Origin of the sequence: Paenibacillus profundus (assembly GCF_021369635.1) — a bacterium.
GTDB classification, from domain to species: domain Bacteria; phylum Bacillota; class Bacilli; order Paenibacillales; family Paenibacillaceae; genus Paenibacillus_B; species Paenibacillus_B profundus.
In genome coordinates this window covers 1-25,826 of sequence record NZ_JAJNBZ010000050.1, presented here as the reverse complement: position 1 = coordinate 25,826, position 25,826 = coordinate 1, and the positions used below count along the sequence as shown (strand labels likewise).

General features: G+C 50.8%; 26 protein-coding genes and 2 pseudogenes. 6 read left to right on the top strand and 22 right to left on the bottom strand.

Annotated features, from left to right (window positions below; all coding sequences use genetic code 11):
- Positions 1 to 266: 266 nt before the first annotated feature.
- The 3 genes from LQV63_RS29360 to LQV63_RS29350 all read right to left on the bottom strand — a co-directional run bounded on the left by LQV63_RS29360 (position 267) and on the right by LQV63_RS29350 (position 2,595).
- The gene (locus LQV63_RS29360) at positions 267 to 1,274 is read right to left on the bottom strand and encodes an LLM class flavin-dependent oxidoreductase (RefSeq protein ID WP_233699361.1); all 1,008 of its coding nucleotides are present in this window, start codon (positions 1,272 to 1,274) and stop codon (positions 267 to 269) included.
- A gap of 3 nt (positions 1,275 to 1,277) precedes the next feature.
- Positions 1,278 to 1,931 (bottom strand): nitroreductase family protein, encoded by a 654-nt coding sequence (locus LQV63_RS29355; protein ID WP_233699360.1) that lies wholly within the window; start codon positions 1,929 to 1,931, stop codon positions 1,278 to 1,280.
- A 226-nt stretch (positions 1,932 to 2,157) separates the two neighbouring features.
- Positions 2,158 to 2,595 (bottom strand): RrF2 family transcriptional regulator, encoded by a 438-nt coding sequence (locus LQV63_RS29350; protein ID WP_233699359.1) that lies wholly within the window; start codon positions 2,593 to 2,595, stop codon positions 2,158 to 2,160.
- A 149-nt stretch (positions 2,596 to 2,744) separates the two neighbouring features.
- On the opposite strand from LQV63_RS29350, the gene LQV63_RS29345 reads away from it, so the two are divergent.
- Positions 2,745 to 3,650 carry an SDR family oxidoreductase gene (locus tag LQV63_RS29345; protein WP_019423369.1) on the top strand — a complete coding sequence of 302 codons (906 nt, stop codon included), beginning with the start codon at positions 2,745 to 2,747 and terminating at the stop codon, positions 3,648 to 3,650.
- Positions 3,651 to 3,678: 28 nt separating this feature from the next.
- Here the strand turns inward: LQV63_RS29345 and LQV63_RS29340 are convergent, their stop codons facing one another.
- The 5 genes from LQV63_RS29340 to LQV63_RS29320 form a co-directional block, all read right to left on the bottom strand.
- Positions 3,679 to 4,107, bottom strand: coding sequence for a threonine/serine exporter family protein (locus LQV63_RS29340; RefSeq protein WP_233699358.1), 429 nt, complete (start codon positions 4,105 to 4,107; stop codon positions 3,679 to 3,681).
- An 18-nt stretch (positions 4,108 to 4,125) separates the two neighbouring features.
- Positions 4,126 to 4,884 carry a threonine/serine exporter family protein gene (locus tag LQV63_RS29335; RefSeq protein WP_019423367.1) on the bottom strand — a complete coding sequence of 253 codons (759 nt, stop codon included), beginning with the start codon at positions 4,882 to 4,884 and terminating at the stop codon, positions 4,126 to 4,128.
- Positions 4,885 to 5,054: 170 nt separating this feature from the next.
- The gene (locus LQV63_RS29330; RefSeq protein ID WP_233699357.1) at positions 5,055 to 5,810 is read right to left on the bottom strand and encodes an MBL fold metallo-hydrolase; all 756 of its coding nucleotides are present in this window, start codon (positions 5,808 to 5,810) and stop codon (positions 5,055 to 5,057) included.
- A 91-nt stretch (positions 5,811 to 5,901) separates the two neighbouring features.
- A complete protein-coding gene (locus tag LQV63_RS29325) occupies positions 5,902 to 6,828 on the bottom strand; it encodes a helix-turn-helix transcriptional regulator (RefSeq protein ID WP_233699356.1) in 927 nt (308 codons plus the stop codon).
- Positions 6,825 to 7,460, bottom strand: a complete 636-nt coding sequence (locus LQV63_RS29320; RefSeq protein WP_019423364.1) for a TVP38/TMEM64 family protein — start codon at positions 7,458 to 7,460, stop codon at positions 6,825 to 6,827. Before LQV63_RS29320 ends, LQV63_RS29325 begins: the two co-directional genes overlap by 4 nt.
- A gap of 350 nt (positions 7,461 to 7,810) precedes the next feature.
- Here LQV63_RS29320 and LQV63_RS29315 point away from each other — a divergent pair, with 350 nt between their 5' ends.
- On the top strand, positions 7,811 to 8,458 hold the full coding sequence (locus tag LQV63_RS29315) for a DsbA family oxidoreductase (RefSeq protein ID WP_019423363.1): 648 nt from the start codon (positions 7,811 to 7,813) through the stop codon (positions 8,456 to 8,458).
- A 35-nt stretch (positions 8,459 to 8,493) separates the two neighbouring features.
- Positions 8,494 to 9,135: an NAD(P)-dependent oxidoreductase gene (locus LQV63_RS29310; protein WP_019423362.1), complete on the top strand. Its 642-nt coding sequence runs from the start codon at positions 8,494 to 8,496 to the stop codon at positions 9,133 to 9,135.
- 166 nt (positions 9,136 to 9,301) lie between these two features.
- Here the strand turns inward: LQV63_RS29310 and LQV63_RS29305 are convergent.
- Positions 9,302 to 9,411, bottom strand: a pseudogene (locus LQV63_RS29305) (manganese catalase family protein); the annotation flags it as partial.
- Positions 9,412 to 9,612: 201 nt separating this feature from the next.
- Between LQV63_RS29305 and LQV63_RS29300 the strand changes: the two are divergent.
- Positions 9,613 to 10,740 (top strand): ATP-binding protein, encoded by a 1,128-nt coding sequence (locus LQV63_RS29300; protein ID WP_233699355.1) that lies wholly within the window; start codon positions 9,613 to 9,615, stop codon positions 10,738 to 10,740.
- 290 nt (positions 10,741 to 11,030) lie between these two features.
- On the opposite strand, the gene pyrH is transcribed toward LQV63_RS29300, so the two are convergent.
- From pyrH to LQV63_RS29255, 9 genes are all read right to left on the bottom strand, one after another.
- Positions 11,031 to 11,765 (bottom strand): UMP kinase, encoded by a 735-nt coding sequence (pyrH, locus tag LQV63_RS29295; RefSeq protein WP_026011257.1) that lies wholly within the window; start codon positions 11,763 to 11,765, stop codon positions 11,031 to 11,033.
- Between the two features lie 320 nt (positions 11,766 to 12,085).
- Entirely contained in the window at positions 12,086 to 12,307 is a 222-nt protein-coding gene (locus LQV63_RS29290; protein ID WP_233699354.1) for a DUF6597 domain-containing transcriptional factor, read from the bottom strand.
- 125 nt (positions 12,308 to 12,432) lie between these two features.
- Positions 12,433 to 12,747: an MGMT family protein gene (locus LQV63_RS29285; RefSeq protein ID WP_233699353.1), complete on the bottom strand. Its 315-nt coding sequence runs from the start codon at positions 12,745 to 12,747 to the stop codon at positions 12,433 to 12,435.
- Between the two features lie 96 nt (positions 12,748 to 12,843).
- On the bottom strand, positions 12,844 to 13,224 hold the full coding sequence (locus tag LQV63_RS29280) for an ArsR/SmtB family transcription factor (RefSeq protein WP_019423357.1): 381 nt from the start codon (positions 13,222 to 13,224) through the stop codon (positions 12,844 to 12,846).
- A 1-nt stretch (position 13,225) separates the two neighbouring features.
- Positions 13,226 to 13,651 (bottom strand): SRPBCC family protein, encoded by a 426-nt coding sequence (locus LQV63_RS29275; protein ID WP_019423356.1) that lies wholly within the window; start codon positions 13,649 to 13,651, stop codon positions 13,226 to 13,228.
- A gap of 399 nt (positions 13,652 to 14,050) precedes the next feature.
- On the bottom strand, positions 14,051 to 15,124 hold the full coding sequence (locus LQV63_RS29270; RefSeq protein WP_233699352.1) for a HAMP domain-containing sensor histidine kinase: 1,074 nt from the start codon (positions 15,122 to 15,124) through the stop codon (positions 14,051 to 14,053).
- Positions 15,121 to 15,798, bottom strand: coding sequence for a response regulator transcription factor (locus tag LQV63_RS29265; RefSeq protein WP_026011256.1), 678 nt, complete (start codon positions 15,796 to 15,798; stop codon positions 15,121 to 15,123). The genes LQV63_RS29270 and LQV63_RS29265 overlap by 4 nt, the downstream gene beginning before the upstream one ends.
- Before the next feature lie 14 nt (positions 15,799 to 15,812).
- Positions 15,813 to 17,576 (bottom strand): ABC transporter ATP-binding protein, encoded by a 1,764-nt coding sequence (locus LQV63_RS29260; protein ID WP_233699351.1) that lies wholly within the window; start codon positions 17,574 to 17,576, stop codon positions 15,813 to 15,815.
- Between the two features lie 216 nt (positions 17,577 to 17,792).
- Positions 17,793 to 18,080: an alpha/beta-type small acid-soluble spore protein gene (locus LQV63_RS29255; protein WP_019423351.1), complete on the bottom strand. Its 288-nt coding sequence runs from the start codon at positions 18,078 to 18,080 to the stop codon at positions 17,793 to 17,795.
- A 162-nt stretch (positions 18,081 to 18,242) separates the two neighbouring features.
- Between LQV63_RS29255 and pepT the strand changes: the two genes are divergently transcribed.
- Complete coding sequence (pepT, locus tag LQV63_RS29250) at positions 18,243 to 19,475, top strand: peptidase T (protein ID WP_233699362.1); 1,233 nt, start codon at positions 18,243 to 18,245, stop codon at positions 19,473 to 19,475.
- Positions 19,476 to 19,580: 105 nt separating this feature from the next.
- On the opposite strand, the gene LQV63_RS29245 is transcribed toward pepT, so the two are convergent.
- From LQV63_RS29245 to LQV63_RS29235, 3 genes are all read right to left on the bottom strand, one after another.
- On the bottom strand, positions 19,581 to 21,530 hold the full coding sequence (locus LQV63_RS29245; RefSeq protein ID WP_233699350.1) for a GTP-binding protein: 1,950 nt from the start codon (positions 21,528 to 21,530) through the stop codon (positions 19,581 to 19,583).
- 79 nt (positions 21,531 to 21,609) lie between these two features.
- Complete coding sequence (locus LQV63_RS29240) at positions 21,610 to 23,481, bottom strand: alpha/beta fold hydrolase (RefSeq protein ID WP_233699349.1); 1,872 nt, start codon at positions 23,479 to 23,481, stop codon at positions 21,610 to 21,612.
- A 64-nt stretch (positions 23,482 to 23,545) separates the two neighbouring features.
- Positions 23,546 to 24,136, bottom strand: a complete 591-nt coding sequence (locus LQV63_RS29235; RefSeq protein WP_026011254.1) for a TetR/AcrR family transcriptional regulator — start codon at positions 24,134 to 24,136, stop codon at positions 23,546 to 23,548.
- 174 nt (positions 24,137 to 24,310) lie between these two features.
- Between LQV63_RS29235 and LQV63_RS29230 the strand changes: the two genes are divergently transcribed.
- Positions 24,311 to 25,501: an oxalate decarboxylase family bicupin gene (locus tag LQV63_RS29230; protein ID WP_233699348.1), complete on the top strand. Its 1,191-nt coding sequence runs from the start codon at positions 24,311 to 24,313 to the stop codon at positions 25,499 to 25,501.
- Positions 25,502 to 25,510: 9 nt separating this feature from the next.
- On the opposite strand, the pseudogene LQV63_RS29225 reads toward LQV63_RS29230, so the two are convergent.
- Positions 25,511 to 25,621: pseudogene (locus tag LQV63_RS29225) on the bottom strand (PEP-utilizing enzyme); the annotation flags it as partial.
- Positions 25,622 to 25,826: the final 205 nt, after the last annotated feature.

Below are 25,826 nucleotides of genomic sequence, written 5' to 3'. Positions count from 1 at the left end.
AGCCGCTTAATTGATTTTTATTTTTTGTACTGTCTACTTGACGGGGTGCAGTTCAACTTCGGGATAGCCTTTTTTGCTTATTGCATGGGGTTTACTTCGACCGCGAAGAACGAACGGCAACCACGCGCAGGCGTTAGTCGCGCCAGGTTATCGGTTTACTTGAACTTACATCGAAGAAAAAGGACTCTCCGATGCATAGGAGAGTCCTTTTTCTTCGATTGGTCATTGGGCTTCACGTTACCATATCACGGCCGTCATTCTAAAGCTCACGAGCGAGTCAGTTGAAATGCTTCTGCCAACAGACGGTAGGAGGTTAGCCTTGCCTCGAAATCATGCATAATGGTCACGATCATGATCTCTTCCGTATTGTATTGCTCGCTGTACCGGAGCAGCTCTTGCTTCACCCGCTCAGGGCTGCCGACAACCATCCGCTTGCGATTTTCTTGGATACGGCTCAAGTCGAATGGCGTATAAGGATAAGACGCGGCCGTCTCCACAGAAGGAACGCCCGGCCGATGGATGCCCTGCTCCAAAAACAGAAAGGTCAGCTCCAGGCTGGAAGCCAAGCGCTCCGCTTCCTCATCGGTTTCGGCGCAGACGACAAATACGGCGAGTATGGATTGAGGACGCTCCCCTGCCGTGGATGGCTGAAAATGCTGCTGATACCAGCGCATCGCTTCTGGTCCCCCGTAGCTGTTAATAAAGTGGGCAAAGGCAAATGCCGTTCCCTGTTGGGCAGCGATCCTTGCGCTTTCACCGCTCGAGCCAAGCAGCCACATTTCCGGAGCAGTCGGAATAACCGGAGTAGCCCGGAGTCCGCTATAGCGGTGATCGTCTGGGAGCGAATCGTGAAGATAGTGCATCAGATCAGACACCTGCTCCGGATAGCGATCGACCGGCGCTCTCCCATCCATCAAAGCTCTGGTGGCCAGCGGCATGCCGCCGGGTGCCCTTCCCAGTCCCACATCAATCCGGTCCGGGTACAGTGCTTCCAGCAGACGGAAGTTTTCCGCGACTTTGTAAGCACTGTAATGGGGCAGCATAACTCCGCCTGAACCGACACGAATACGGGACGTTACGGCCGCCAAATGCGATATTAGCACCTCCGGGCTTGAACCTGCAAGGTTGGAAGCGAAATGATGCTCCGACACCCAAAAACGGTGGTAACCCAGTTGTTCTGCTGCTTGCGCCAGCCGAGCCGTCTCGGCCAGCGTCTCGCTCGCTGTGCTGCCTTCGGGTATCGGAGATTGGTCCAATATGCTAAGTTGAATCATAGGTCACTCACCCTCGGTCATCTTATTCCAGAACGTCACCTCATCCACAGGCACACGAGGTGAAGAATGCGCCGGTTCAGAGGCTTTGCCTACAGGCAGCAACATCACGGGGACATAGCGCTCCGAGATTCCAAAAGCCTCCTTGAACTGCTGGGCATGAAACCCGCCCATTGGCACAGTGTCATATCCTTTAGCTTTCGCAATTAGCATCAATTGCATCGCAATCAATCCGCCATCGACGAGCACAATATTGTTAATTTTCTCCTCGCTCATGTTAGCATAACCATTCGTAATTCTGGTCACGAATGACTCTTTTAGTTCCTCATCCATGTAGCCCGATTCAACCGCTTGTTCATAGATGCGCTCCGCCTGTTTGTAGCCTTCCAGATCACCCAGTATGGCGATGACGGCTGACGCATCCACAACTTGCTGTTGATGATTGGCTATCGGAAGCAGCTTTTCCTTTAGCGCTTGGTCGGTAATGACAAGGAATCGCCAAGGCTGAAGATTTGCGCTCGAGGGAGCAAGCGTGGCCTCCTTCAGCATGTCATGCAGCTCTGCCTGCGAAATGGTCACGGTTGGGTCATAATGGCGCACCGAATGCCGATCACGTAATACGGTAAAAAAATCACGCTTTTGCTCTACTTTTGTCTCCATCCTATCCAGCCTCCGATTTTGTTCGAGTTAAAGATGCGAATTGGCTAACATTATACTGTGTAAATTACTACACAGTTAAACATAAAAAAATTCCCGCTACTCATCACATCATATTGCAGAATTGCAGAATATTACTGTGTAAAACCGTGCACAGTTAACACTGTTGCAACTGTGAAATTATATGCACAGTATAATCCCCTTCAAGACCATTGTCAATCATCCCTTCCTACACTAAGGATTGATCCGCTAGGTCAGCAATGGTGTACTTTTGCAGCACGGCCAGCACGCTTTGATCCAGTTCCGCCATCATATCGGAAAATGCGGCTTTCATGCACAGCCCGAACGGATGGTCACCCGTCGATTCGAGTAAACTGGTATGGAACGATTCATCTTTCTGTAGAGCCGTTAGGATGTCGGCGCATGTAATAAGTTCCGGTGCTCTCTTCAGCCGGTATCCGCCGTCGCGTCCCTCACGCGTCTCCAATATATTTTCCTGGGCCAGCTTAGCGAGAATCCGCCGAATTAAGGTCGCTTCCGACTGAACATGCTCAGCGATTTCCCCGCTAGGACAACGATTCGGATATTGGGATATTACCGTCAACGCCTGTAGAGCCAATCCAAACGATTTAGAGTGGAGATGACAGGTGTATTTTTCTTTTTTCAATGCTAGTCACTTCCCTCTGGTCACATACTCTGTGTGCATTGTAGCAAAACCGCGGAAATTGATCAATACGGCACAGTCGCAGTGTAACACGTTAGACTCTTCCCGAATAAGGTGTTTCTAGGCGAATATCATGATTTGGAGGTAGAGAAATGAATCCGTATCCGATGTACCCCTATTACGGGAAAGAGACAAAGTGCGAGGAGAAGCCGCTTTCCTTTCCGCCGCAGCATCAAGACCAGCAGCCCGGGTTGGAATATGTCATGTCCCCAAGGCCGTTATATGACAATCCTTCCTATGTCGGCAGCTGCAAGCTGCAGAACCGCGTGGCTCTCATTACAGGAGGAGACAGCGGCATCGGCCGCGCAACGGCGGTAGCGTTCGCTAAGGAAGGGGCGGATGTGGCGTTCGCCTATTTATATGAAGAACAGGACGCGCAGGAAACGCGCACGCGCATCGAGCAATTGGGCAGACGATGCTTGCCGCTTCGCGCCGATCTGCGCACCAAGGCAGCCTGCACCGCTATCGTCGAACAGACGCTGCACCACTTCGGCAAGCTGGATGTGCTGGTCAACAACATTGGCGTCCAATATCCGCAGCACAGCTTGCTGGACATTACGGAGCAGCAGCTGGAGCAGACGTTCCGCACCAATATATTTTCCTTCTTCTTCGTCACGCAAGCCGCACTGCCTTGCCTGCGTCCAGGGAGTTCGATTATCAACACGGCTTCGGTTACCGCCTACCGGGGAGAGAAGACATTAATCGACTATTCCGCCACCAAAGGAGCAGTCGTCTCGTTCACCCGCTCGCTGGCGCTGTCCGTGGTCGATCAAGGCATACGCGTCAATGCCGTTGCTCCCGGTCCGACATGGACGCCGCTCATTCCGGCCAGCTACTCCGCTGAGCGCGTGGCCACCTTCGGCACAGATACGCCGATGCATCGGGCCGGCCAGCCATTTGAGCTCGCTCCGGCTTACGTATATCTCGCCAGCGACGATTCCCGCTATGTGACGGGCGAGACGATGCATGTCAATGGCGGCAGCTTCATCACCTCTTGAGGCATGGAAATAGCCGGTTCTCTGTCCATCATGCCGCTCTTCTTCGCAGCAATTGATAGACGACCTCCGAAAATACAAGCCCGATTGCAATCGCGCCCGATATCATAGACGCCTTGAAAGCAAGCGGTATCGCGATCTCATATTCATTCTCGACCATATTTCTCATCGCATCATAGGCCATGCCGCCCGGTACAAGCGGGATAATGCCAGACACGTTAAACACGATAATCGGTGTTCTATAAGCCTTGGCGAATAGATGGCTAACCATTGCCACCGCGAACGAAGCAACCAAGCTTGCCGGAATCGGATCAACGTCATTTAGGGTGAAGGACAAATAGACGAGCCATCCGATCATTCCGACGGAGCCGCACTGCAGCAAGGTTTTTTTCGGGACGTTAAAGATGATGCCGAAGGCGGCGGAAGCGATGAAGCTGGTGACAAGCTGCTCGATGATCATAGACTTCCCCCTCTTGTTCTAGCTGAAAGAAATGACGCAGGCTATGCCCGCTCCAATCGCGAACGCAGTCAGTAACGCTTCCGCGCCCTTCGAAATCCCGGATACAAGATGACCCGCCATCAAATCCCGCACCGCATTGGTGATAAGCAATCCGGGCACTAGCGGCATGACGGAACCGATAATGATTTTGTCCAAATCCCGCCCCAGTCCGTTCTTGATACATAAGTACGATACCGTTCCGATCGCCACCGAAGCCAGAAACTCGGCAAAAAACTTGATGCGGACCAAGCGGTGGACGTATAGCAGGAGCGAGAATCCGATTCCGCCCGCCAGCAGCGCGGGAATGAATTCCGGCCAGCTGCCCCGGAACATGATGGCGAAGCATCCGCTTGATACGGAAGCGGCAGCGATCTGGATCCATACCGGATAAGCCAAATTCGCCTTATCTATCTTTTGCAGCATCCGAAAAGCTTCGGCCCCAGATAAGCTCCCGCTGCTGATTCTTCGGGAGATATCATTAACGAGCGTAACCTTCTCCAAATCGGTGGACCGATCGGAAATGCGGAACAGTCTCGTTGTCGGAGCCGATCCGTCGATAGCGAATATAATGCCTGTCGGCGTCACGAAGCTGTGACAGTTCTCGTATCCGTAGGAAGCGGCGATGCGCATCATCGTATCCTCGACACGATACGTTTCTCCGCCGCTTTGCAGCATGATTTTGCCCGCCAGCAAGCATATTTGGGTAACTTCGTAACTTTCATTCGACTGTGCGCTCATTCCCTGTCTCTCCTGTGAATGGCTTGTAGTGGGGTTTTATGTAATCGGTCGAGACCGCAACATACATTAACAAAAAGGAGAGCCTGCGCCCTCCTATTTATGCCTATAGTGTAACCGACGCCCCCGGGTTTAGTCTATGCCCCCAATGCTGTATCCATCATTACTTTTTGCTAGAATCGATACGCATTCTTGTGCCACTCCTGATGCAAGAACATGCAATCGCATTGTTGCGTCGCTTCTTCATAGGAGATTTCCGTGCCGCTGCCCAAAATGGCATCGAAATAGGCGATCCGATTCGCGATGTCCCGGTCGATGCGCTGCTGTCCGCTAATAACTGTTCCGTGACTGGGGATGAGCGTACAGTGGCTGTAATCACGTAATTTGGCCAGAGAATCCCGGTGTCTGCGAACGTATTGGTTGTAATCGACAGATGGCAAAATCGGCTGTCCGTCATTCGAGAACATAAGTTCGTCACCGATGTGCACGAACTGCTCATTAATTATAATCAAGCTGCTGCAATGCGCATGCCCCGGAAATGACGTCAACGTCAGTTCATGCCGGCCGAACGTGATTTGCAGCGAGTGCTCGAACACGATGTCCGGCGTGAAATAGGGGTGTTCCTTCGGCTCTGTCCACATATCCAGTGTCGTCTGGTAGTGCGCGCTTCCGTAGACCGGAACCTCCGGCAATACCTTCAATCCATACATATGATCATCGTGGAAATGCGTAAGGATGACCCCTTCTATCCGAATCCCGCACTCAGCCAGATCCTCAACGACCTGCTGTGCGTGCTCCTCAAATGCAGTATCAATGAGAATCGCCTGCGCACCGTCAATTAATGCGGTAATGTTGTATCCAAAATGCCGATCAGGTCTTGGATCGAACATGTACAGAATGATTCCTTCGGCTATTTCTTGCTTCAACATAGGACTCCCCCATACTAACTTTATTTTCATTTTTTCACATCGTATGCATCCGATAGCCCCACTATAAAACACAATGACTGACATCTATATGTCAGTCATTGTACGAAATTAATATTTTGGCAACGTATTTTTTCATTTCTTCCCGCAACACGGGCGGATCAACAACCTCGCAATCCTTGCCGAAGCTTAATATATATTTCATCAGGCCTTCCTCATACGGAAAATAATCCTCGATGATATAATGGCCATCTTCCGTCTCCTTCATCTTCTCTCTGGGAAAGTGCTCCGTCAGTTGCATCCCTATTCGCGGCGTAAATCGCAACGTCACCTTCATGCTGCGGCGATAGTAGCCTTCTTCGAAGATCTGGTTCATTCGCTCCTTCGACACCGATTCCCTTGGCTCGAAGCGGCTGCCGAGCTTGAGATTGTGAATCCGCACCAGCTTGAACCGCCGGTAATCCTGCCTGCTTCTGCAGAAAGCGACCAGATACCATTCACCTCTGGAAAAAGCGAATTGCATCGGCTCCACCGTTCGTTCGGAAACCTCCAGCCTGCGGTTAATGTAATCAAATACAAGCAGCTTCGACTCTTCAATGGCTGCGTTCATCAAGACCAGGTATTCCTTCAGCTCGTCTTCCATACTGAAGTGAGACATGTTGATGCTCCATTTATCCGATGCTCTGCGTTCTTGCTTGTATGTCTGACCGAACTTCAGGACGACGTCATTGAACAGCTTGTTCTTCCCGAACAGAACGTTCAAGTTATCCATAACCGCCATGAATGTATGGGCTTCTTCTTCATTCAGGAAGAGGTTGTCCACATTGTACTGCTCCATAATGTAGTAACCCCCGCCTTTGCCGCCAATGGCTGCGATGGGGACGCCCGCCTCGCCCAGCTTCTCAATATCCCGGTAAATGGTCCGCAGCGACACTTCAAAATGTTCCGCCAGCTCTTTCCCCGTAACCGTCCCTTTCTGCGAAATAATAAGCAGCATCGAAAGCAATCGTTCGACTCTCATGAGCCCATCGAATCTTTCCGATCGAGTCCATGCCCGTTCAGGTGATCCTCATCCAGCGTCTCTATAGTGAAGCGAGCCTCGATTTTTTTGCTAACCCATAACGACACGGCGAGAAACAATACGACATATAAAATTTGAACCGGATCTTGAATGATGCTCGATATATTATGTCCGATATAGGAGACCGAGAGCACCATGAGCGCCTTCCCGCCCGCGACGGCGATTAAGAAGGAACGCAACGGCATGCGGGCCATTCCCGCTACCATATTGATAATAACGAATGGACCAACCGGAAAGATGCTCAGCAGAAACACATAGCTGAACGCATTGCGGCGGACCCAGAGCATGCCTTTTTTCACTTTAGGCTTTTGCGCCCAGCGTTCCAAGTACGGATGTCCGGCAATTTTGCGGACGATGAGGAACGTCACCAAGCAACCGCTTACCAAGCCGATCCAGGAGTATAGGAATCCGAGCCATAATCCGTACACGGCCGCGTTAACGCCAACGATGACAAGCGTCGGCAGCGGAGGAACGAATGATTTCATAAACGTTAACAAAATGCCGGGAAATGGTCCGAAGGATCGATATTTCTCCAGCAATTCCAGTAAATTGTCTTCTGTAAGATAAGACATCACATTCGATAACTCCATCTCTTCGCATGCACCCACTTTACCTTTACATTAACTAGCATCCTCGCCCTAGCATAACATAAATTGTCTATAATTCGATTGCCTAACATGTCATTTTCGTGATGGCACTAACGGATTGTAAGGTTAAGTGAAGCAATCTTACAAAGCTGATCGGACATGTCCACAAAATTAAAGTTGACAAACCAATCCCGTTGTAACTATAATGATTACAACAAAGCAAAACAATATGATTGCCTGCAGGAAAGCGCGACCCCCTTCCGCTTGTCCTATTTTTTAAATCTAGTTGTAACAATAATGGTTACACTCAATCTATTAAGAGGTGAACACGAACCATGACCTTACAAATCAAAGTGTACTCTGATTTTGTCTGCCCGTTCTGTTTCTTGGGTAAAGCGCCCTTCGAGGAAGCAATCAAAGGCAAAGACGTCGAAGTCGAGTGGATGCCATTCGAACTGCGCCCAAGTCCAGCGCCTAAACTTGATCCTTGGAACGATTCATCCAAATTGCAAGGCTGGGAATCATATATTACGCCGACCGCCAACAAGTTGGGCGTCGACATGAGATTGCCCCGGGTGTCTCCGCATCCTTATACAGGTGTTGCGTTTGAAGGATATCATTACGCCAAAGAACAGGGCAAAGGCAACGAATACATGAACCGCGTATTCAAGGCATTTTTCCAAGAAGAACAAAACATTGGCGAAATCGAAGTGTTAACGAAGATTGCCGGCGAATTAGGGCTGGATGAGCAGGCTTTTAGAGATGCGCTGGAAACAGGAACGTATAAGGAAGCGCAACAACAAGCCCTTCAACATGCGTATGAGGAAGCCCGCATTACGGGGGTGCCCACCTTTGTAATCGGCAACGAGCGTGTTCAGGGCGTAGCAAGCAAAGAAATGTTCGAGAAGGTTCTCTCTCAACAAATTGAAGATAGCGTGCCTGTATCCGAGGGTTTGCAATGCGATTTAGATGGACACTGCTAAACATATAACTACAATTGCATGGAGGTAATGGAATTATGAAAATCGGAGTTATCGGAGCAAGCGGTAAAGCGGGAAGCTTGATTGTAAAAGAAGCTGTAGACAGAGGACATGAAGTGACGGCGATTGTGCGCGACGCATCCAAAATGAAGGACAGCAGCGTGTCTGTTATCGAAAAAGATGTATTTTCCCTTACACCGGATGATGTAAAAGGATTTGATGTGGTCGTGAACGCCTTTGGAGCACCACATGGACAAGAGCATCTGCACGTGGAAGCAGGAAGAGCATTGATTAAAGCCTTGCAAGGAGCGTCTGACACCAGATTGCTCGTGGTGGGCGGCGCCGGCAGCTTGTTCGTCGATGAAGCCAAGACGACCCGTCTTATTGATACGCCAGAGTTCCCGCAAGAGTATGCGGCAACCGCATCGAACCAAGGGAAAAATCTTCAGGATTTGCAACAGTCGAGCGGTATCAAATGGACCTTCATCAGCCCGGCTGCATTCTTTGACCCAGCAGGCAAAAGAACCGGTTCTTATCAAAAAGGCAATGATAATCTGATGGTGAACGCTAAAGGCAACAGCTATGTGAGCTACGCGGACTATGCGATTGCCGTTCTGGACGAGATCGAACAGCCTCAGCACGTTAACGAACGATTTACTTTGGTTGCAGAAGCAGAATAATGGAAAGTCACCCCTACCGCATTAAAGTGCGGTAGACTCATTCCCAAAAAGTAAAAGCCGATTTTTCCTGACTACAGGAGAAGTCGGCTTTTACTTTGGCAGCAAACAAAAACTCTACCCCTGAAAGGGCGGCATATCTGCAACCAATTCAATGTGGAGTTTATTTTCAACAGCTCTCTTCTTCCTTCAAAATTTCTACCGCTTCACGAAATCGAAGCGAATGCACATTTCACGCTCTCTTAAAAACTTCCGTCCATCCTGCAGATCGACATCGTCGCAACCATTTCCAGATGGGCCAATTCCTCTGTCCCGATATCATTTGCTTTGAAATGAAATCGAGCAATTACACATTTCATTGGCAGATTATATTTCATCAGCAGGAATGATTGGATATGATTTACAATTGGAATGCTGTGTGTTATTATTTATGTAATTACGTAACTACGTATTTAAGTAATTAAAGTTGGAGGGATTCCCGTGACCGTATCGCGTAATTTGGAAACGGAATTAGACGCACTGAAAGTGCAAATGAAGGAGCTGCAGCAGCTTGTCAGACAGCTGATAGCTGGAAGCGCGTCCCAAGACGCGCGAGTGGCGACAGATGAAGCAACTCAGGAGCTGTTCAAGAACAAGGATGGAGAAGGAGAACTTGGCGGTGTCTTTTATTCGGGTCAATACTGTGGTGAAAAAGGGCAGTTCAGATGGGAGCCCCAAGAAAGACGTGTAAGCCAGCTGTTGGAGCTGGACGGCGACAAGGTCGCCAAAGTGCTGGCGGCCCTCGGCCATAAGCAGCGCTTGGACATTCTGCGCTCGGTTCTGAGGGAACCTCTAACTGGCACTGAGTTGGTTGAACGATTGAATATGGGCACGACTGGCCAGCTCTACCACCATATCAAAGCCTTGTCGGGGGCCGACCTGCTTGTTCAGGAGGAACGGGGTGGATCCTATTCCGTTCCCGGTCACCGGGCGCTTCCGCTGCTGCTGCTGCTGGCAGCTGCCTCAGACCTGTTAGATACGACTGACTATATGGACATGGCCGAAGCCCGAAATAACGCTGGATCGTACTTGGGTCAATCGAAGGAGGAGTATGACCCCCATCATCTGCTGTGGGCCGTCGTAGAGAACAGTATACTGGAGCATCAAGCTGGGTATTGCAGCGAAGTAAGCCTATTCTTGCATGATAATGGAAGCATCACTGTGGCCGATAACGGGCGCGGAATTCCCGTGCAGGCTCTGCCGAACACCGATACGTCTCAGGTTCAGTCTGTCTTTACGGATATGGGCCGCTTAAGCGCCAGCGCATCCATCATAGCTCCCGGAGGCGAGAGAGGCATCGGCATGTCTGTCGTCAATGCACTCTCCCTTGCGCTCTCGGTTGAAATCCGGCGGGAAGGAACTGTGTTCCGGCAAGATTATAAGCACGGCATTCCACAAACCGGTGTCATGACCGTAGGCATAACGAAAGAAACGGGAACGAGCGTCACCTTTCTGCCAGACAGCGACATTTTCCGTTCCCCGTTCGATTATGGCGTATTAACGAAGCGTGCGAATGAAATAGCGCAAGCTTACCCTGAGTTGGCGATTCGTGTGTTTAACGGGCGGTAGACAGCTAATTTCAGGATTGTATCCTACCTTGTCTCATCCTCCATTGGATTATGTACAGCGAAACGAGTGCGTTTTCCTCTTTACGGCGGGTTTGATTGGAAATGATCCAATGGTTTGTCACTCATACCTTATCAGACGCTAAAAATAGCCGGTGCCACTGCACAAAATACAGTCCACAGGCCGTTCAGCCACCAAATTCGCACATTTGCCTGTATGTTTTCCAATGGAATTGTTTCTAAGGGTTCGCCCCCTGCACAACAAGCGGATGCAGGGGGGTTCATTATGTTCACTTAACTAAGCCTTAGTTCAGAATCACCGCTGATGATAGTCCCCGTGTTCTTGCCATCCATGATTTCAGTCATACAGCCGGGCTTATCGAAGTTGAACACATGAATCGGGATGTTGTAATCTCTAGCGAGAATGAATGCGGACTGGTCCATGACATGCAGATCATGTTGAATCACATCGTTATAATGTAGCGAGGCGTATCGCAGCGCATCCTTATTGCGCTTCGGGTCTTGATTGTACACGCCGTCCACCCCTTGCTTGGCCACGAATATCGCCTCGCAGTTCACCTCAATGGCTCTCTGTACCGAAGGATAATCGGTCGTCACGAACGGTTGACCGTTCCCTCCCGCGAAGATGACGATGTACCCTTTCTCCAAATGGTGAATGGCCCTTAAACGGATATAAGGCTCAGCCACAGACGTGACCGGAATTGCGGTCATCACCCGCACCTCTGTCTTCGTCTTCGACTTCAATACGCCTCTAAGCATCAAGCTGTTGATGACCGTCGCCAACGTTCCGATATTGTCGGCCTCCGCTCGTTCGATGCCCCAAGCTTCGCCCATGTTGCCTCGAAAAATATTGCCTCCTCCGATAACGATGGACACTTCGACCCCCATGCTGACGACGGACAATATCTCGTTCGCAATGTGCTCCAGCCTCTCCGGATCGAACCCAAATTCGCTGCTCCCCGCAACGGCCCCGCCGCTAAGCTTGATAAGAACCCTTTTGTACCTCATCGATGCCACACCTCCCAAGAAAATAAAAAACACTAAAGCATTGACTGCTTTAGTGTCGAAAAAAGGAATATGAACGATCGGATCAAAGGTTTGCTTCATCCCGGTCTTTAACATATTCCCCCACCTTCCATGTGCATTTAATTTCCAATTTTATAGTATCGGGTAATGAATTGCAACCCTTATACTCTACAAAATTTGTACTTCTCGATTATCCGTTTTGTCGACAATTTGCTTAATTACTCGCACGTTTTCATCCTGCTGAGGCAGGATATGGGTGATGAATGCTTCGGCAAGCTCGACCCTGTTCGTTTCGTCTTCTACTAACAGGATGGATGCTGCGAATTGTCGACCAGATTGACACAAGGATAAGGCAGCTTATTCTGCAAGTGCGGTTCCTCTCCTCTCAGGTCCCAGCTGATAGCCCAATAACGCTCCACGAAGAAGCCAGTGTCCTCCCCCGGACGATATCGATTCAGAGTGAATTTATGCTCCGCCGCTTTTCCACGCAGAACACCTTTGGGATAGTCCTGCATCGTGTTCATCGCTCCATTTCAAATGTCGATACGTAGAACTCAAATATAGTGATCGAGATTTTAATTATGAACCTGTCGAATATGCACCTCAATTTGGAGGGTTCGTTTTACGGTTACGCCAGACTTTTTTCCTGCTAGAATCGCTCTGGATGATACTGATATAATTCCAAATTTATCCGGTTATCTGCACTAATTTCTATGCCTTCACTCTGAAGAAACAGCTGTTGCAAAGCGTTCATTTCATCATTCTTGATCGCAGTCTCGCCTAATGAATTGATGACCCGATGCCACGGAAGATGATATTTATCGCTCATAGAGTGAAGAATTCTAACGACTTGTCTTGCCGCCCGGGGACTTCCGGCCAAGCCTGCTATTTGCCCATACGTCATGACTTTCCCGTCTGGTATTCCCTGAATAATTTCAATAACTGTTGCTGTAAATGGTTGCATTCAGCTCTCTTATCCTTTCATGCATGTGTCATCATCTAGTCGGGCTTCAAAGGACAAGAGAGGCCGGATTACGCACCTCTCTTGCTTATATCGCCGTTATTCCGTTGTCTTCCGTTCGATGACGGTAAGCGGGGGAAATGGAGCCGCACCGTTCGGCTCGTCCGATTCCACCAGATGCTTGAGCACGGATAGCTTATTTTCCCAATACCGCTCGTAGTAAGCGAGCCATCGTTTTAATTCAAGCAGCGGTTCCGGGTCAAGGCGGTAGCGCGTCTCCCGGCCGACCTTGCGGTCCTTGACGAGTCCCGCATCCGCCAAGATGCGCAAATGCTTGGACACGGCCGTCCGGCTCATCGGAAAGTGGCCGCTGATGACGGTGACGGGCATCTCCTGATCGCTCAACAGCTCCAGCAATTGGCGGCGTGTAGGATCGGCGATAGCCTGGAACACGTCATGCTTCGGTAATGATGCCGTCATTTCATGCCTCAACATAGGCAGCCAGCGATTGCTGCAGCCCTGTCCATCCCTGATTCATTCTGTCGCGCACCATTGCATGGGATTGCCCGAATTCGGTCACCTTGTCAGCATCCCAGCCCGCATGGATGAGTGTAAACTCTGTTTTTCCGTCCAGATCGACTAACTCGAACGTGAGGGTCCAATCTTTGCCCCAGTTGAAAGACAAGCGGTTAGGCGGAGCGATTTCCGTCACTTTGCATGGCGACATGCCGAACGGACCGGCGTTCAGTTCGAACTCGTATCCCTCAATAGGCTGAAAATTATTGGGCATGAACCAAGCAGCAATTCCCTCCGATGTGGCAACCGCATCCCATACCTTCTGAATCGGAGCATTCAGCACCAACGTCTGACGAATGTCCGGCAATGTATTATTCGAGTTGTGTTCCATAACGAAACCTCCAAATATTGATTGTAAAATTTATGTTTTGCTCTTTACTTTATCCTGCGGGCGCAATCGCAGAGCCGACCACTTTTCATCGACAGCCACGTTGTTGACAACTCGATATGTTGTACTATTCTGCACCATCGCAGCCAGAATATCCCGGTTTATGTCTGTTTTGACTTTTGAGCTTTGCTTCGGATACGTAATCCAGAACACTGCTTCTTCAATAATTCAGCTTGCATCGGATCATACCCTTCCTTTATGACACCTTTTGGTTTCGTTTCGTATTATATGACACCTTTTGGTTTCATGTCAAATGATGAAGCCGCTTCAATAAAAACGAAGGCTTCATAACGAACAGCCCCTCGGGTCGACAGCTTGTATCTCCCTGCCTATCCTGAGGGGTTATCTCGACGAAGACTGTGATGATGCTTCTAACGGCAGCACGACCTCGAATGAGGTTCCTGCGTCTATTTTACTCTGTACTGCGATGCTGCCCTCATGCATTTCTACAATTCTTTTGACAATGGACAGCCCCAAGCCGCTTCCTCCTTTTTCAGAGGTTCTCGATTTGTCCGCTTTGTAAAACCTCTCGAATATACGCTTCATATCCTCGTCGTTCATACCGATTCCTGTATCCGATATAGCTACGAACGCGTTCCCGCTCCGTGCATACACGTGTATCCGAATCGTTCCGCCATTCGCCGTAAACTTTACGCTATTCGTAATGAGATTATTCCACACCTGGCTCATTAAATCTTCGTCGGCCGTAACGGTAATCGCTTCACATTCGAGCTCCATCTCCAGGTCCTTCTCCAGCCAAGCCGGTTCACACGCCAGCATGGCGTTCCGCAATTGCTTATCCAGCCGATATCGTGTCGGCTCGAACGGATGATGCTGTGATTCCAAGGAAGTGAGCTTTAATAAGTTTTCGCTAATTTTTGATAAACGATTGCTTTCCATCTCGATAATGGTGACATAATGTTGACGTTCTTCATGCGTCAGGTCAGCCCTTTTTAACACATTGGCAAACCCATGAATCGAAGTGAGCGGAGACTGAATTTCATGCGACACGTTGGAGATGAAGTCTTGTCTCATTTTTTCCATTTCGCCAAGCTCGACCGCCATCTGATTGATGGTGCTCACAATTTTGCCAAGCGGGTCGTTTTCATTAGAACGGATGTCCAGACTGACACTGAAATCTCCCCTGGAGATTTTCCGTAAAGCCTCTATGATTTTATCCCATACCTTATAATGCTTCTTGCCTACAATGAGCGAAATAAGATACATCGTACATCCAAAAATAAAAAAGACGAGCAGCACATTAATCCATTGGGCAGCGAAGCTGTGAAGATGTATGCCTATATACTTATAAAGCGCTTCGGTGCCATAGAATGCTATCCAGGTTCCTATCGTCACTACTGCCACAACAAGGCAGACACCGCCCATTATTTTAAGAATGGCTTCGCCCTTCTTCATGAACCGATCTCCAATCGATACCCGAGGCCGCGAATGGTGCGAATTTTGAAGCCATATCGCTCTTCCGGGAACCGCTCGCGCAACCGCTTAATATGAACATCGATGGTGCGCTCGTCACCCTCGTAGTCATATCCCCATATTTCTTCAATTAATTGCTCTCTGGAAAACGTTTTTTGCGGATAGCTCGCCAGTTTGTACAGCAACTCGAATTCTTTTAACGGCAAGGTCATGGGTTCACCATCACTGCGCAGCTCATACGTGCCTCGATTCATGAAAATCGTGCCAACTTCGACCGTTTGCGAAACCGAAATACGGTACCGCTTTAATAAGGATTTCACCCTTACGATCAGCTCGGCTGGATCGAAGGGCTTCACGAGATAATCATCTGTACCTAGATGGAAGCCTTTGACCTTTTGTGTCGTCTCGCCCTTGGCAGTCAGCATGAGAATCGGCATGTCCTCGTAATAGCGGCGTACCTCGCGGCATAGCTCCCACCCGTCCATATTCGGCATCATAATATCCATAATGACCATATCGACTTTGACGGATTCGAGCGTGGACAGTGCCTCGACACCGTCCGCCGCTTCAAGCACGTCGAAGCCTTCATTGCGCAAACAGACTTGCACAAGTTCTCGAATATGTGCATTATCATCTACAATTAATAGGTTAGCCATCGCGCAGATTCCTTTCATTCCCGCTCTTGAATGCGCAGCTGCTGGGCAGCGAATTCCCGGTACATGTCATGGGTTTGGTATAGCTGCTCATGCGTGCCGCTTCCGGTAATGCGACCTTTCTCCACGAATAAAATGTTATCGGCATCGACTACTGTCGAGAGACGATGCGCAATGACAAGCGTCGTTCTTCCCTCCATCAAATTATCGAGCGCCTTCTGCACGTAAATTTCCGACTTGCTGTCCAGACTCGAAGTGGCCTCGTCGAGCATTAAGATCTGCGGGTCGCGCAGCAGCGCACGTGCGATCGCGATACGCTGACGTTGTCCTCCCGATAGCTTGATGCCCCGTTCCCCGACCTCTGTCTCATATTGATCCGGAAGCTCGGATATGAACTGATCCGCGTAGGCCATCTGCGCTGCCCGCTCCAATTCGTCCTCCGTTACGTTTCTATCGGTACCGTACACAATATTATCGCGGATGGTACCGGACAGCAGCGCGCTTTCCTGTGCCACGTAACCGATCTGGCTGCGCCAAGATTGCAGAGAATACTCATCAATCGGTGTATTTCCCAGCTTAATGACGCCGCTCGTCGGAGCGTAGTATCGTTCCAAGAGCGAGAATAGCGTCGTCTTCCCGCCGCCGCTCGGACCGACAATGGCCGTGACTTTGCCAGGTTCGACCGCAAAATTCATCTCCGACAAAATCGTCTCTTCTTCATATGCAAACTCAACCTGATCCAAGATTATCGGTTGATTCACTTCAGCCAGCTGCTTGCCTGCATGCAGATCTTCTTCCTCATGGTCAAGCACAGTAATGATGCGCTCCGTTGCGCCCATCGCTTTCTGCAATTGGGTGAAGAACATCGTTAATTGAGTCATCGGCATAATAATCTGAATCAAGTATAAGATGAAAGCGACCATATCTCCAGCCGTGAGCGCTCCGGAAGATACGCGCACGCCACCATAACCGATAATCGCGACAAGCACGACCATTAAAATGAACGAAATCAACGGACTGATAATCGCTTGTATTTTCGCTTCGCGCAATCCGAACCGGAACAAGTTCGTAATGCCGGACTTGCCTCTGTCATATTCGATCTGCTCCGCATTGGAAGCCTTGACGAGACGGGTTTCAGGCAATACCTGATTGAGTACGGCAGTGAACCGTGCCGTTTCGTCCTGCATCCCCTTCGAGATGGCGAACATCTTCTTCCCGAGCAGCATCAACACGAGCATCGCCAGCGGTATGGCCAGCAGCATCACCAATGTCATCTGCCAATCCAGGAATAATAATATCGTGACAGACCCGATAATCGAAATGACGCCTGTCAGGCAGCCCGCCAAGTGCTCGGTAATCAGTTCTTTCACAACCGATGTGTCATTCGTTACCCGGCTGAGCGTTTCTCCAGTGTCGTGCTTGTCATAATACGAAATAGGCAGGCGGAGCAGCTTGTTCCACAATTGATCCCGCAAGTTCGCCACGACCCTGTGCCCTACCCGATTCAACAAGTAAATGGACAAGCCGCTCGCTGCAGCTTGTATCACGAAGGCAATGACCAGCATGCCGATTTGCCAGCGATTCAAGGACTCCATCGAGAAGCCATCGACCAGATTTTTCGTGAATAACGGCACGACGAACCCTACCCCTGTCGTAGCTACACTCATGCAGAGCGCAATGATTAACAACAGCTTCGACGGATTCGTCTGTTGTATTAGACGAACGAACTGCCGCCAATTCCCTGACGTTTTTTCTTCCCTTGCTTCCCTTGCTTCCCTCATCTATTTCTCTTCCCCCTATCTTCTTCATGCTAGCCGTTTTTTTTCATCTTACGGCCTTCTGTCATTACTCTCTGTCGTTAACTTATCAATCTATTATGAACTGAATATGAACTGCGGGAAATCATGGATGCTGTCGATCTCTAGAGAAAAAGGGCGACTGCATCGACGCAGTCACCCTTGATGTGTTCCCCTATACATTCCTTCGCAGACCGTCCCCTACTTATTTGGCTGCTTCGCCAAATTTTCCTGCGCGAGACGGATCATTTCGCGAACCATCGTACCGCCAATGCGCCCCCCTACGCGGCCAGCTGACTCTGTAGATAATTCCCCGTTGCTGCCTGGCTGCAAGGGCACTCCCAACGTCTTGGCCACTTCGTACTTGACGTCATCCGGGCGATTCGGATCGACAGCGAAGCCCTCGCGCCGCATCACCTCTGCCTTGAATGCATTGACACCTTGTTCTGCCCCTGTAACGAGCAGCTTCCGCCGGCTCCTTCTGGCCATACCAATATACCTCCTGCTTGTCTAAAATCATTTTATATTCATAACATTCCCCTGCCTGTTCATAATATGTGAAGTTCTAAAAGTGACTCTAAAGTGACGAGTACTGGCGCATCGTTCATGTTAATATGGAGATATATAACTATGAGTTGGGGTGACGATAGATTGAAAAGCGAAATCATTCAAAGATTTACGACCTATGTAAAAGTGGACACGCAATCCAATGACGACAGCGACACTTGCCCGTCCACACCGGGACAGCTTGATCTGGCCCGGATGCTCGTTAACGAATTGAAAGAAATCGGCATGGAAGACGTTACAATGGACGAAAACGGGTACGTTATGGCTACCCTTCCTTCCAATACGGAGAAAGAAGTGCCGACGATCGGATTTTTGGCCCATATGGATACGGCGACTGATTTTACCGGCGCGGGCGTCAATCCGCAAATGGTAGAAAACTATGACGGAAGCGAGATTGTGCTGAATAAAGCGCTGAACATCGTGCTGTCGCCGCAGGACTTCCCGGAGCTGGCCAACTATAAGGGCCATACGTTAATTACGACGGACGGAACGACACTGCTCGGGGCGGACAACAAAGCCGGCATTGCCGAAATCATGACGGCGATGGCGCATCTCATCCGCCACCCTGAGATCAAGCACGGCAAAGTAAGGATCGCTTTTACGCCGGACGAGGAGATCGGAAGAGGCCCGCACCGCTTCGACGTAGCCGCCTTCGACGCCCGGTATGCCTATACCGTGGATGGAGGACCGCTTGGCGAGCTGGAGTATGAGAGCTTCAACGCCGCCCAAGCGAAGATTACGATTAAAGGGAAGAACGTTCACCCCGGAACGGCAAAGAACAAGATGGTGAATGCCGCCAAAATCGCGATGGAGCTGAACGGAAGACTGCCAGCAGAAGAAGCCCCTGAATCGACGGAAGGATACGAAGGCTTCTATCATCTGATCTCCATCAGTGGTGACGTGGAGCTGACCAAGCTGCGCTACATCATCAGAGACTTTGATAGAGAGCATTTCAACGCCCGCAAAGCTAACTTGGAGACGATAGTGAAAGACCTGCAAGCGACTTATGGGCAGGGAAACATCATCCTGGAAATGAGCGATCAATATTACAACATGAAGGAAAAAATTGAACCGGTCAAAGAGATTGTCGACATTGCCTATCAAGCGATGAAAAATGTGGGCGTCGAACCGAGCGTCACCCCGATTCGAGGCGGCACGGACGGTTCGCAGCTCTCCTACATGGGGCTGCCTACACCGAATATTTTCACGGGCGGCGAGAACTATCACGGCAAATTCGAATATGTCTCAGTCGACAATATGTTGAAAGCGACAGACGTCGTCATTGAAGTCATCAAGCTGTTCGAACAGAAAGCGTAGCACTCACTCAAGCGTATCGCACACACGAATAGGCGTCTAAAGGCCATCCGTTCCGGATGGCCTTTTCTTCTTTTCATCGGAAAAAGATCGCGCTTCCTGCTGCCATCAAACGTGCATATGCTGCTCGGCCTCATCCCACGGCACGCTGTACGCTTGTCCTTTCGAACAGAACATGGACGAAGACGTATATGCTGGATCGGCATCCTTGTTGTATGCTTTCTTGGCAATGACTTCTTCTCGATTATGACATTCCCCGTAACCGCCGAACATCAGCTGGATCGTCCCCTTGCCCTGTGTAAATGAAGCAAGCTCCGCGCTGTAATTCATAAACGCAGCCACCGGCACTTTACCCGCAATAACGGCTTTGCCGCCAGCGAACTCAGGGGGATCGAACCGGCCGTACGCCTTCTGAATATCTGTCATGACTCTTCCCATATCGTCGATATCCACTTTAATCTTCACATCGTAATACGGTTCAAGCAGTATGTTGTCCGCTTTCTCCAGCCCTTGCCTGAGTGCCCGATACGTTGCTTCCCGGAAATCTCCGCCGCTCGTATGCTTATTGTGCGCCCGGCCTTTCAGCAGCGTAATGTGGAGGTCCGTGACTGGCGATCCAGTCAGCAGCCCATGATGATCTCGCTCCATCAGATGCTGCTCGATGACATGCTGATAATTAACCGTCAACACGTCAGGATGGCATGCATTTGTGAACGTGATCCCGCTGTTCCGTGCGGCTGGCTCCAGCTTCACATGAACTTCGGCATAGTGTCCCAACGGTTCGAAATGACCGCAGCCGGTAACTGTGGATCCGACCGTTTCTTTGTATAAAATTTCAGGAGGCCCAAACGTCACGTCCATCTGAAATCGCTCCTTGACCACTTGCTCGAGCACCTCGAGCTGAATGACGCCCATCACATGGATATGAATTTCCTGCACATGCTCATCCCATATGACATGAAGCGAAGGGTCTTCGACATCCAAGAGGCGAAAGCATCTTAGCGCCTCTTTTGCATGAAGGGAAGGGGGATAGTTGACTTTCGACGTTAAGGTAGGAACGATGTCGTACACCGCCTGTTCCTGGAGAGCGCCCAGACCGTCACCCGTTGAAGCTGCCGATACCCCAGTTACTGCAAACAGTTGTCCTGCCTCCACACGATCCACATTTTGATGCTTATGGCCGTTGTACACTCGAATGGACGTCACTTTCTCGGTTGCCCTATCCACTCCCAGGCCGCAGCTAATCTCATCCCTTACATGGAGCGCTCCGTTTAACGCTTTTATATAGGTGATGCGGGTCCCGTTCTCGTCGTGGCGGACTTTATAGACCCGGCCTGCAAATGCGCCTTGGTTAGAGTATTCAGTCAGCGTCCAAGTGTCCAGCTGTTCCAGAAATTCCACAATGCCGATATCCTGCAAAGCAGAACCGTATGCGCAAGGAAACAGCCTATGTTCCTTCATCATCGCCTTCATCGCATGCAGCCAGACTTCATGGTCATAAGCCTCTTCCATATAGAGCTCAAGCAGGCGATCATCCCGTTCGGCAATGAAAGCGATCAGTTCCTCGCTCATGCGGCCTGCCTCATCATTCGACGTCACATCACACACATCCGGGGTCAGGTTCAAGCGGATGTCCCCGTACACCCGTTGCACATCTGCCCCGACCCGATCTGTTTTATTAATAAAGAAAAATGCCGGCACCCTGTGCTTGTGTAATAGCTGCCAGACCGTCTCCGTATGGCCTTGCACGCCTTCGACCGCACTGACGACAACGATGGCATAGTCCATCACTTGAACGGCCCGCTCCATTTCGGAGGAAAAGTCGACGTGCCCTGGCGTGTCGATCAAGGTATACGTATTATCCTTATAGGTCATCACGGCTTGATCCGCAAAGATTGTGATACCGCGTTCCTTCTCAATATCATGGCCGTCCAGGAAAGCGTCCTTGTCATCGACCCGCCCCCGATTCTGAATGCTTCGGGTATGATATAGCAGCTGTTCGGCCAAAGTCGTTTTACCCGCGTCCACATGGGCGAACATGCCGATTGTCTTGTTCATGGCGACACCTCGTATTTTGTAAGAGCAGCTTTCTGCTGCTTCCATGATAGCACAGACGTGAATGGGGCTCACGGGGGTTTCATTCTGTTGAGCTGCCCAGCTCAATTAGCAGCTGTGCCGTTTCCTGCGATTGAAAGACGGGAAATTGATGCCCGTATGGAATTACGTTCACGCGAGGATCATGACGAAAAAGCTTCGTCATCTTATACACCTTGTCCTTCGCTCCCCAAAGAATCGTTGTGGGCACGCTGGGCAGAGCGGTTGGCGACAAGGCTGGCAGATGATGATGCACCATATGCAGCATGGCTGCATTCGCTGCCGCGATGCGCGGAGAAGAGAGGCCTTGGATGACCGCTTCAACATATCCATCCGGCAGCTCGCTACGTTCCATTGCTCCTTCCTCCCGCAGCAGCATTCTTGTTAACGAAGCAGTGTTAAGACGTTGCAGCAGGAAGCGCGACCATTCGATGGATGTGCTATGCCATCGGCGCATACGGTTGCGGGGCGAATGGAGAACCGGCTGCAGCAAATACAGCTGCTGCACCTTATCCTGTAATGCGGCGGCTGCCTTGGCGGCCAGAACGGCGCCGAATGAATGCCCTGCAAGGCGAATAGGACCGGGGTGATCCGCTATCGCGCGGCACAGGGCTTCGACATTGCCTTGCAGTGCATCCCCCTGCCGCAGCGACGGAGATCTGCCGAATCCGGGCAAATCCACGATCCATACCGGATTACCGGTCCGCTCATGCAATTGTCCGGCAAGGGGAACCAAATCATCTGCTCCGCTCAACATGCCGTGCACCAACACCCACGGTATTCCACATCCCTCCTTTACGAGCACGGCCAGGTCCCCTTTCCGCTCCTTCACATAGCCTTCCGGTTCCTTACGGTTCGGATAGGTCAGGCGATAATCCAGATCGGCAATCGCCATTGGCAGGATGTCGCTTGTATTTAAAGGAGCCTCCCCCATGCGTTCGAGAAGCTCGTTCGTCTCCACGGTGCGGAAGGAGCGGTCGGTTATAAAGGATAGAGACTCGGCGGGAATGCCGGTCAGGCGACTGCCCCCAGCCTTCATCACGGTTCGCAGCAATGACACTGGCACGGACAACCGGGGAGCAGGCACTCTTAATTCCCGGGCGATTAAGGTCAGCAGCTCCCGTATTCTCGGCTCCCTTCCCTTCTCGCCGAGAATGTTGTAAGTGCATCCGCCCGGTGCGGCATCGCGCGCCAGATAAGCGATGATGCGGGCCAGATCGTCATTGGCAACGATCGGCAGCCAGTGCGATGTTCCCCCGGGGATGACCGGCATCATCTTCCGCCGCAACGCCTCGACGAGAATGCCTAGTCCCCCCGTCTGTTCCGTCGTCCCTGCGGGCTTGGCTCCCACGAGCGTGCACGGGTTCACGACGGATAACGGATACTCATGCACCTTTGCTTGTTGACGTATGTACAGATCGGACAAAAACTTCATTCGTTCGTATGGGCCTTCCTTTTTCATAAACCCATCCCATTGGAAAACATCCGTCTCCATATCGACGTTGCCATCATGAAAGGGACTCATGTACCCGACGATATGGATGAAATGGCGCAACCCCTTCGTTCGCTGTATATCTGCTGCCAGCTCCGCCACATGGCGGGCGCCTTCGAGAAAGGTCTGCTTCGCTGCCGCCGGATCGAGCGTAATGCTCATTGTTCCTCCCGCATGAATGATCACGTCGGCCGTACACGCAAGTTCGCGATCGTCCGAACGCAATCCAAGTCCAGGTTCGGACAAGTCTCCTTGCAGCAGCGTGATACGCGTGTCTTCGCCCAATCCCATGCGTTGCAGCATGGCAGAAGCCTTCTCCGCCGAACGAACCAGGAGCAACAGCCGCTCCCTGCCTTCTGCGAGTTGTTTGACAACTTCCTTGCCTATAAACCCGGTTCCTCCGGTGATAAACAGAACACTCATCTCAATTCCTCCACACCATTTAGAACTACGTAGTTCTATTTATGAATAAAAATAGAAGCTTCATTTAATGAAGCATTCTACAAAAATGAACAGCCGTCCGTTTGATGACCCCGGCATCGCGGGTTGTTTCGGCCAATACAAGCGAACCTTCCAGCGCCGCTATGAACAGCGAAGCCGCCTCATCGGCCCCGATGCCTTCCCGGAACTCTTGCTTCTTGACTCCTTGTTCGAACAGCTTCGTCAGAAGCGGATGCAGCTCGGCAAAGAAACGGAATATTCTCTCTCTAACGGCCTCAGCCTGCTCCGAACATTGCAAATATAACGACACGAACGGGCAGCCCCCTTGGTGATTCCGTTCCGTAAAGCCTGCGGCCAGCGATTCCATAAAGGCCAGGATGCGCTTCTCCACCGTAAGGTCGTTTTGGCCGAGCGAGGCGAATAACTGGGCTTCATACCTATCGGCCCAAAATTCGACGACGGCCAGCAGCAACTCCTCCTTGCTCTTGAAGTGATAATAAATATTTGATTTCGACACACGGCTTTTCCGCATCACATCATCCATGCTTGTATAAGCATATCCGCCCATCAGAAACATCTGCGCTGCCGTCTGGATGACCTGATCGCGATTGGATGGTTGGTTTCTTTTTCGATTCATAACTAGAACTATACAGTACTATTTTTAATAAATCAATCCCTTTAGTTTAAGACCGCTATCTTAGGATTCGAGCCGCCGTTATGACGGGCACACCCAACATACTCCCGCTGAACGCGTCATATTACTAAAATGAAGTATCGATCCTCACATTACGACAAAGGAGCGTGTTTCATCATGGATTATCTCCCTCCGCAGCAACCTGCATACGCAAATGTGCCGCAGCCCATCAGGAAAGACGGTGCAGGCGCAACCGATCTCGGCCCGCGCGATGTCATGCGTGATTTGGAGAATCCCGATCTGCTGGTGCCGCCGGCCACCGATGCCGGAACGGTCCCTAACTTGAAGTTCTCGTTCTCCGATACCCACATGCAGTTGAATCATGGCGGCTGGTCGCGGGAAGTGACGGTCAGGGAGCTTCCGATCGCAACGACCCTTGCAGGGGTGAACATGCGGCTGACGCAGGGCGGCGTGCGAGAGCTGCATTGGCACAAGCAAGCGGAGTGGGCGTACATGCTGCTGGGCCGGGCACGCATCACCGCGGTCGATCAGAACGGGCGGAACTTCATTGCCGATGTCGGCCCGGGCGACCTGTGGTATTTCCCTCCGGGAATTCCGCACTCGATTCAAGGATTGGAGGAAGGCTGCGAATTTCTGCTCGTCTTCGACGACGGCAGCTTCTCGGATATCGACACGTTCTCCATCACCGATTGGTTCGCGCATACGCCTAAGGACGTGCTGGCATCTAATTTTGGCGTACCCGAAAGCGCCTTTGACGGGATCCCGACGGAACAGCGGTACATTTTCCAATCCACCGTGCCCGGCTCGCTAGATAGCCAGAAAGTGCCGGATCCTTATGGAACGGTGCCGCTATCCTTGACTTACCGCATGCTCGCCCAGACTCCGATCAAGACACCTGGCGGATCGGTACGTATTGTTGATTCGACCAACTTTCCGATTTCGACCCGCATCGCGGCAGCGTTGGTCGAGGTTCTGCCCGGGGGCATGCGGGAAATGCACTGGCATCCGAACAACGACGAGTGGCAATACTACCTCACCGGCACTGCACGCATGACAGCTTTCGCAGCGGAGGGTGAAGCCCGGACATTTGACTTCAGGGCTGGCGATGTCGGATATGTGCCGTTCGCCTTCGGTCACTACATCCAGAACACTGGCAATCAAAGCCTGTGGTTTCTGGAGATGTTCCAGAGCGACCGCTTCGCCGATGTATCGCTGAATCAGTGGATGGCGCTCACCCCTCACGAACTCGTGCGTGATCACCTCCATGCCAGCCCCGAACTAATGCAGGCGCTGCGCAAACAGAAATGGCCTGTCGTCAAATACGAGGGGACGCCCAAGCCGTTGTGACAGGGGGCATTACTGCTCCAATAACTGCACGATCCCATGTCCGCCATCTACAATGACCCTATCTCCCGTTTTCAGCCTTGTTGTGGCGTTGCCGCAGCCTACAACTGCCGGAATCCCCATACTTCCGCTTTAGTGAAAACATGCCCATATTCAACCTGGTCAAACGAGATTGCCTTTTGTGTATCCATTACCTGACGCCTTGAGGCGTAGCACATATAAGTTGAACTTCATTGTTTTCCGTAGGTCAGTGTGAGTTCCCATTGGATAATGGAGAATGTCTATTCATTGTGGATGCTTTTGATAAGTGATTTCTTTATAAACAACG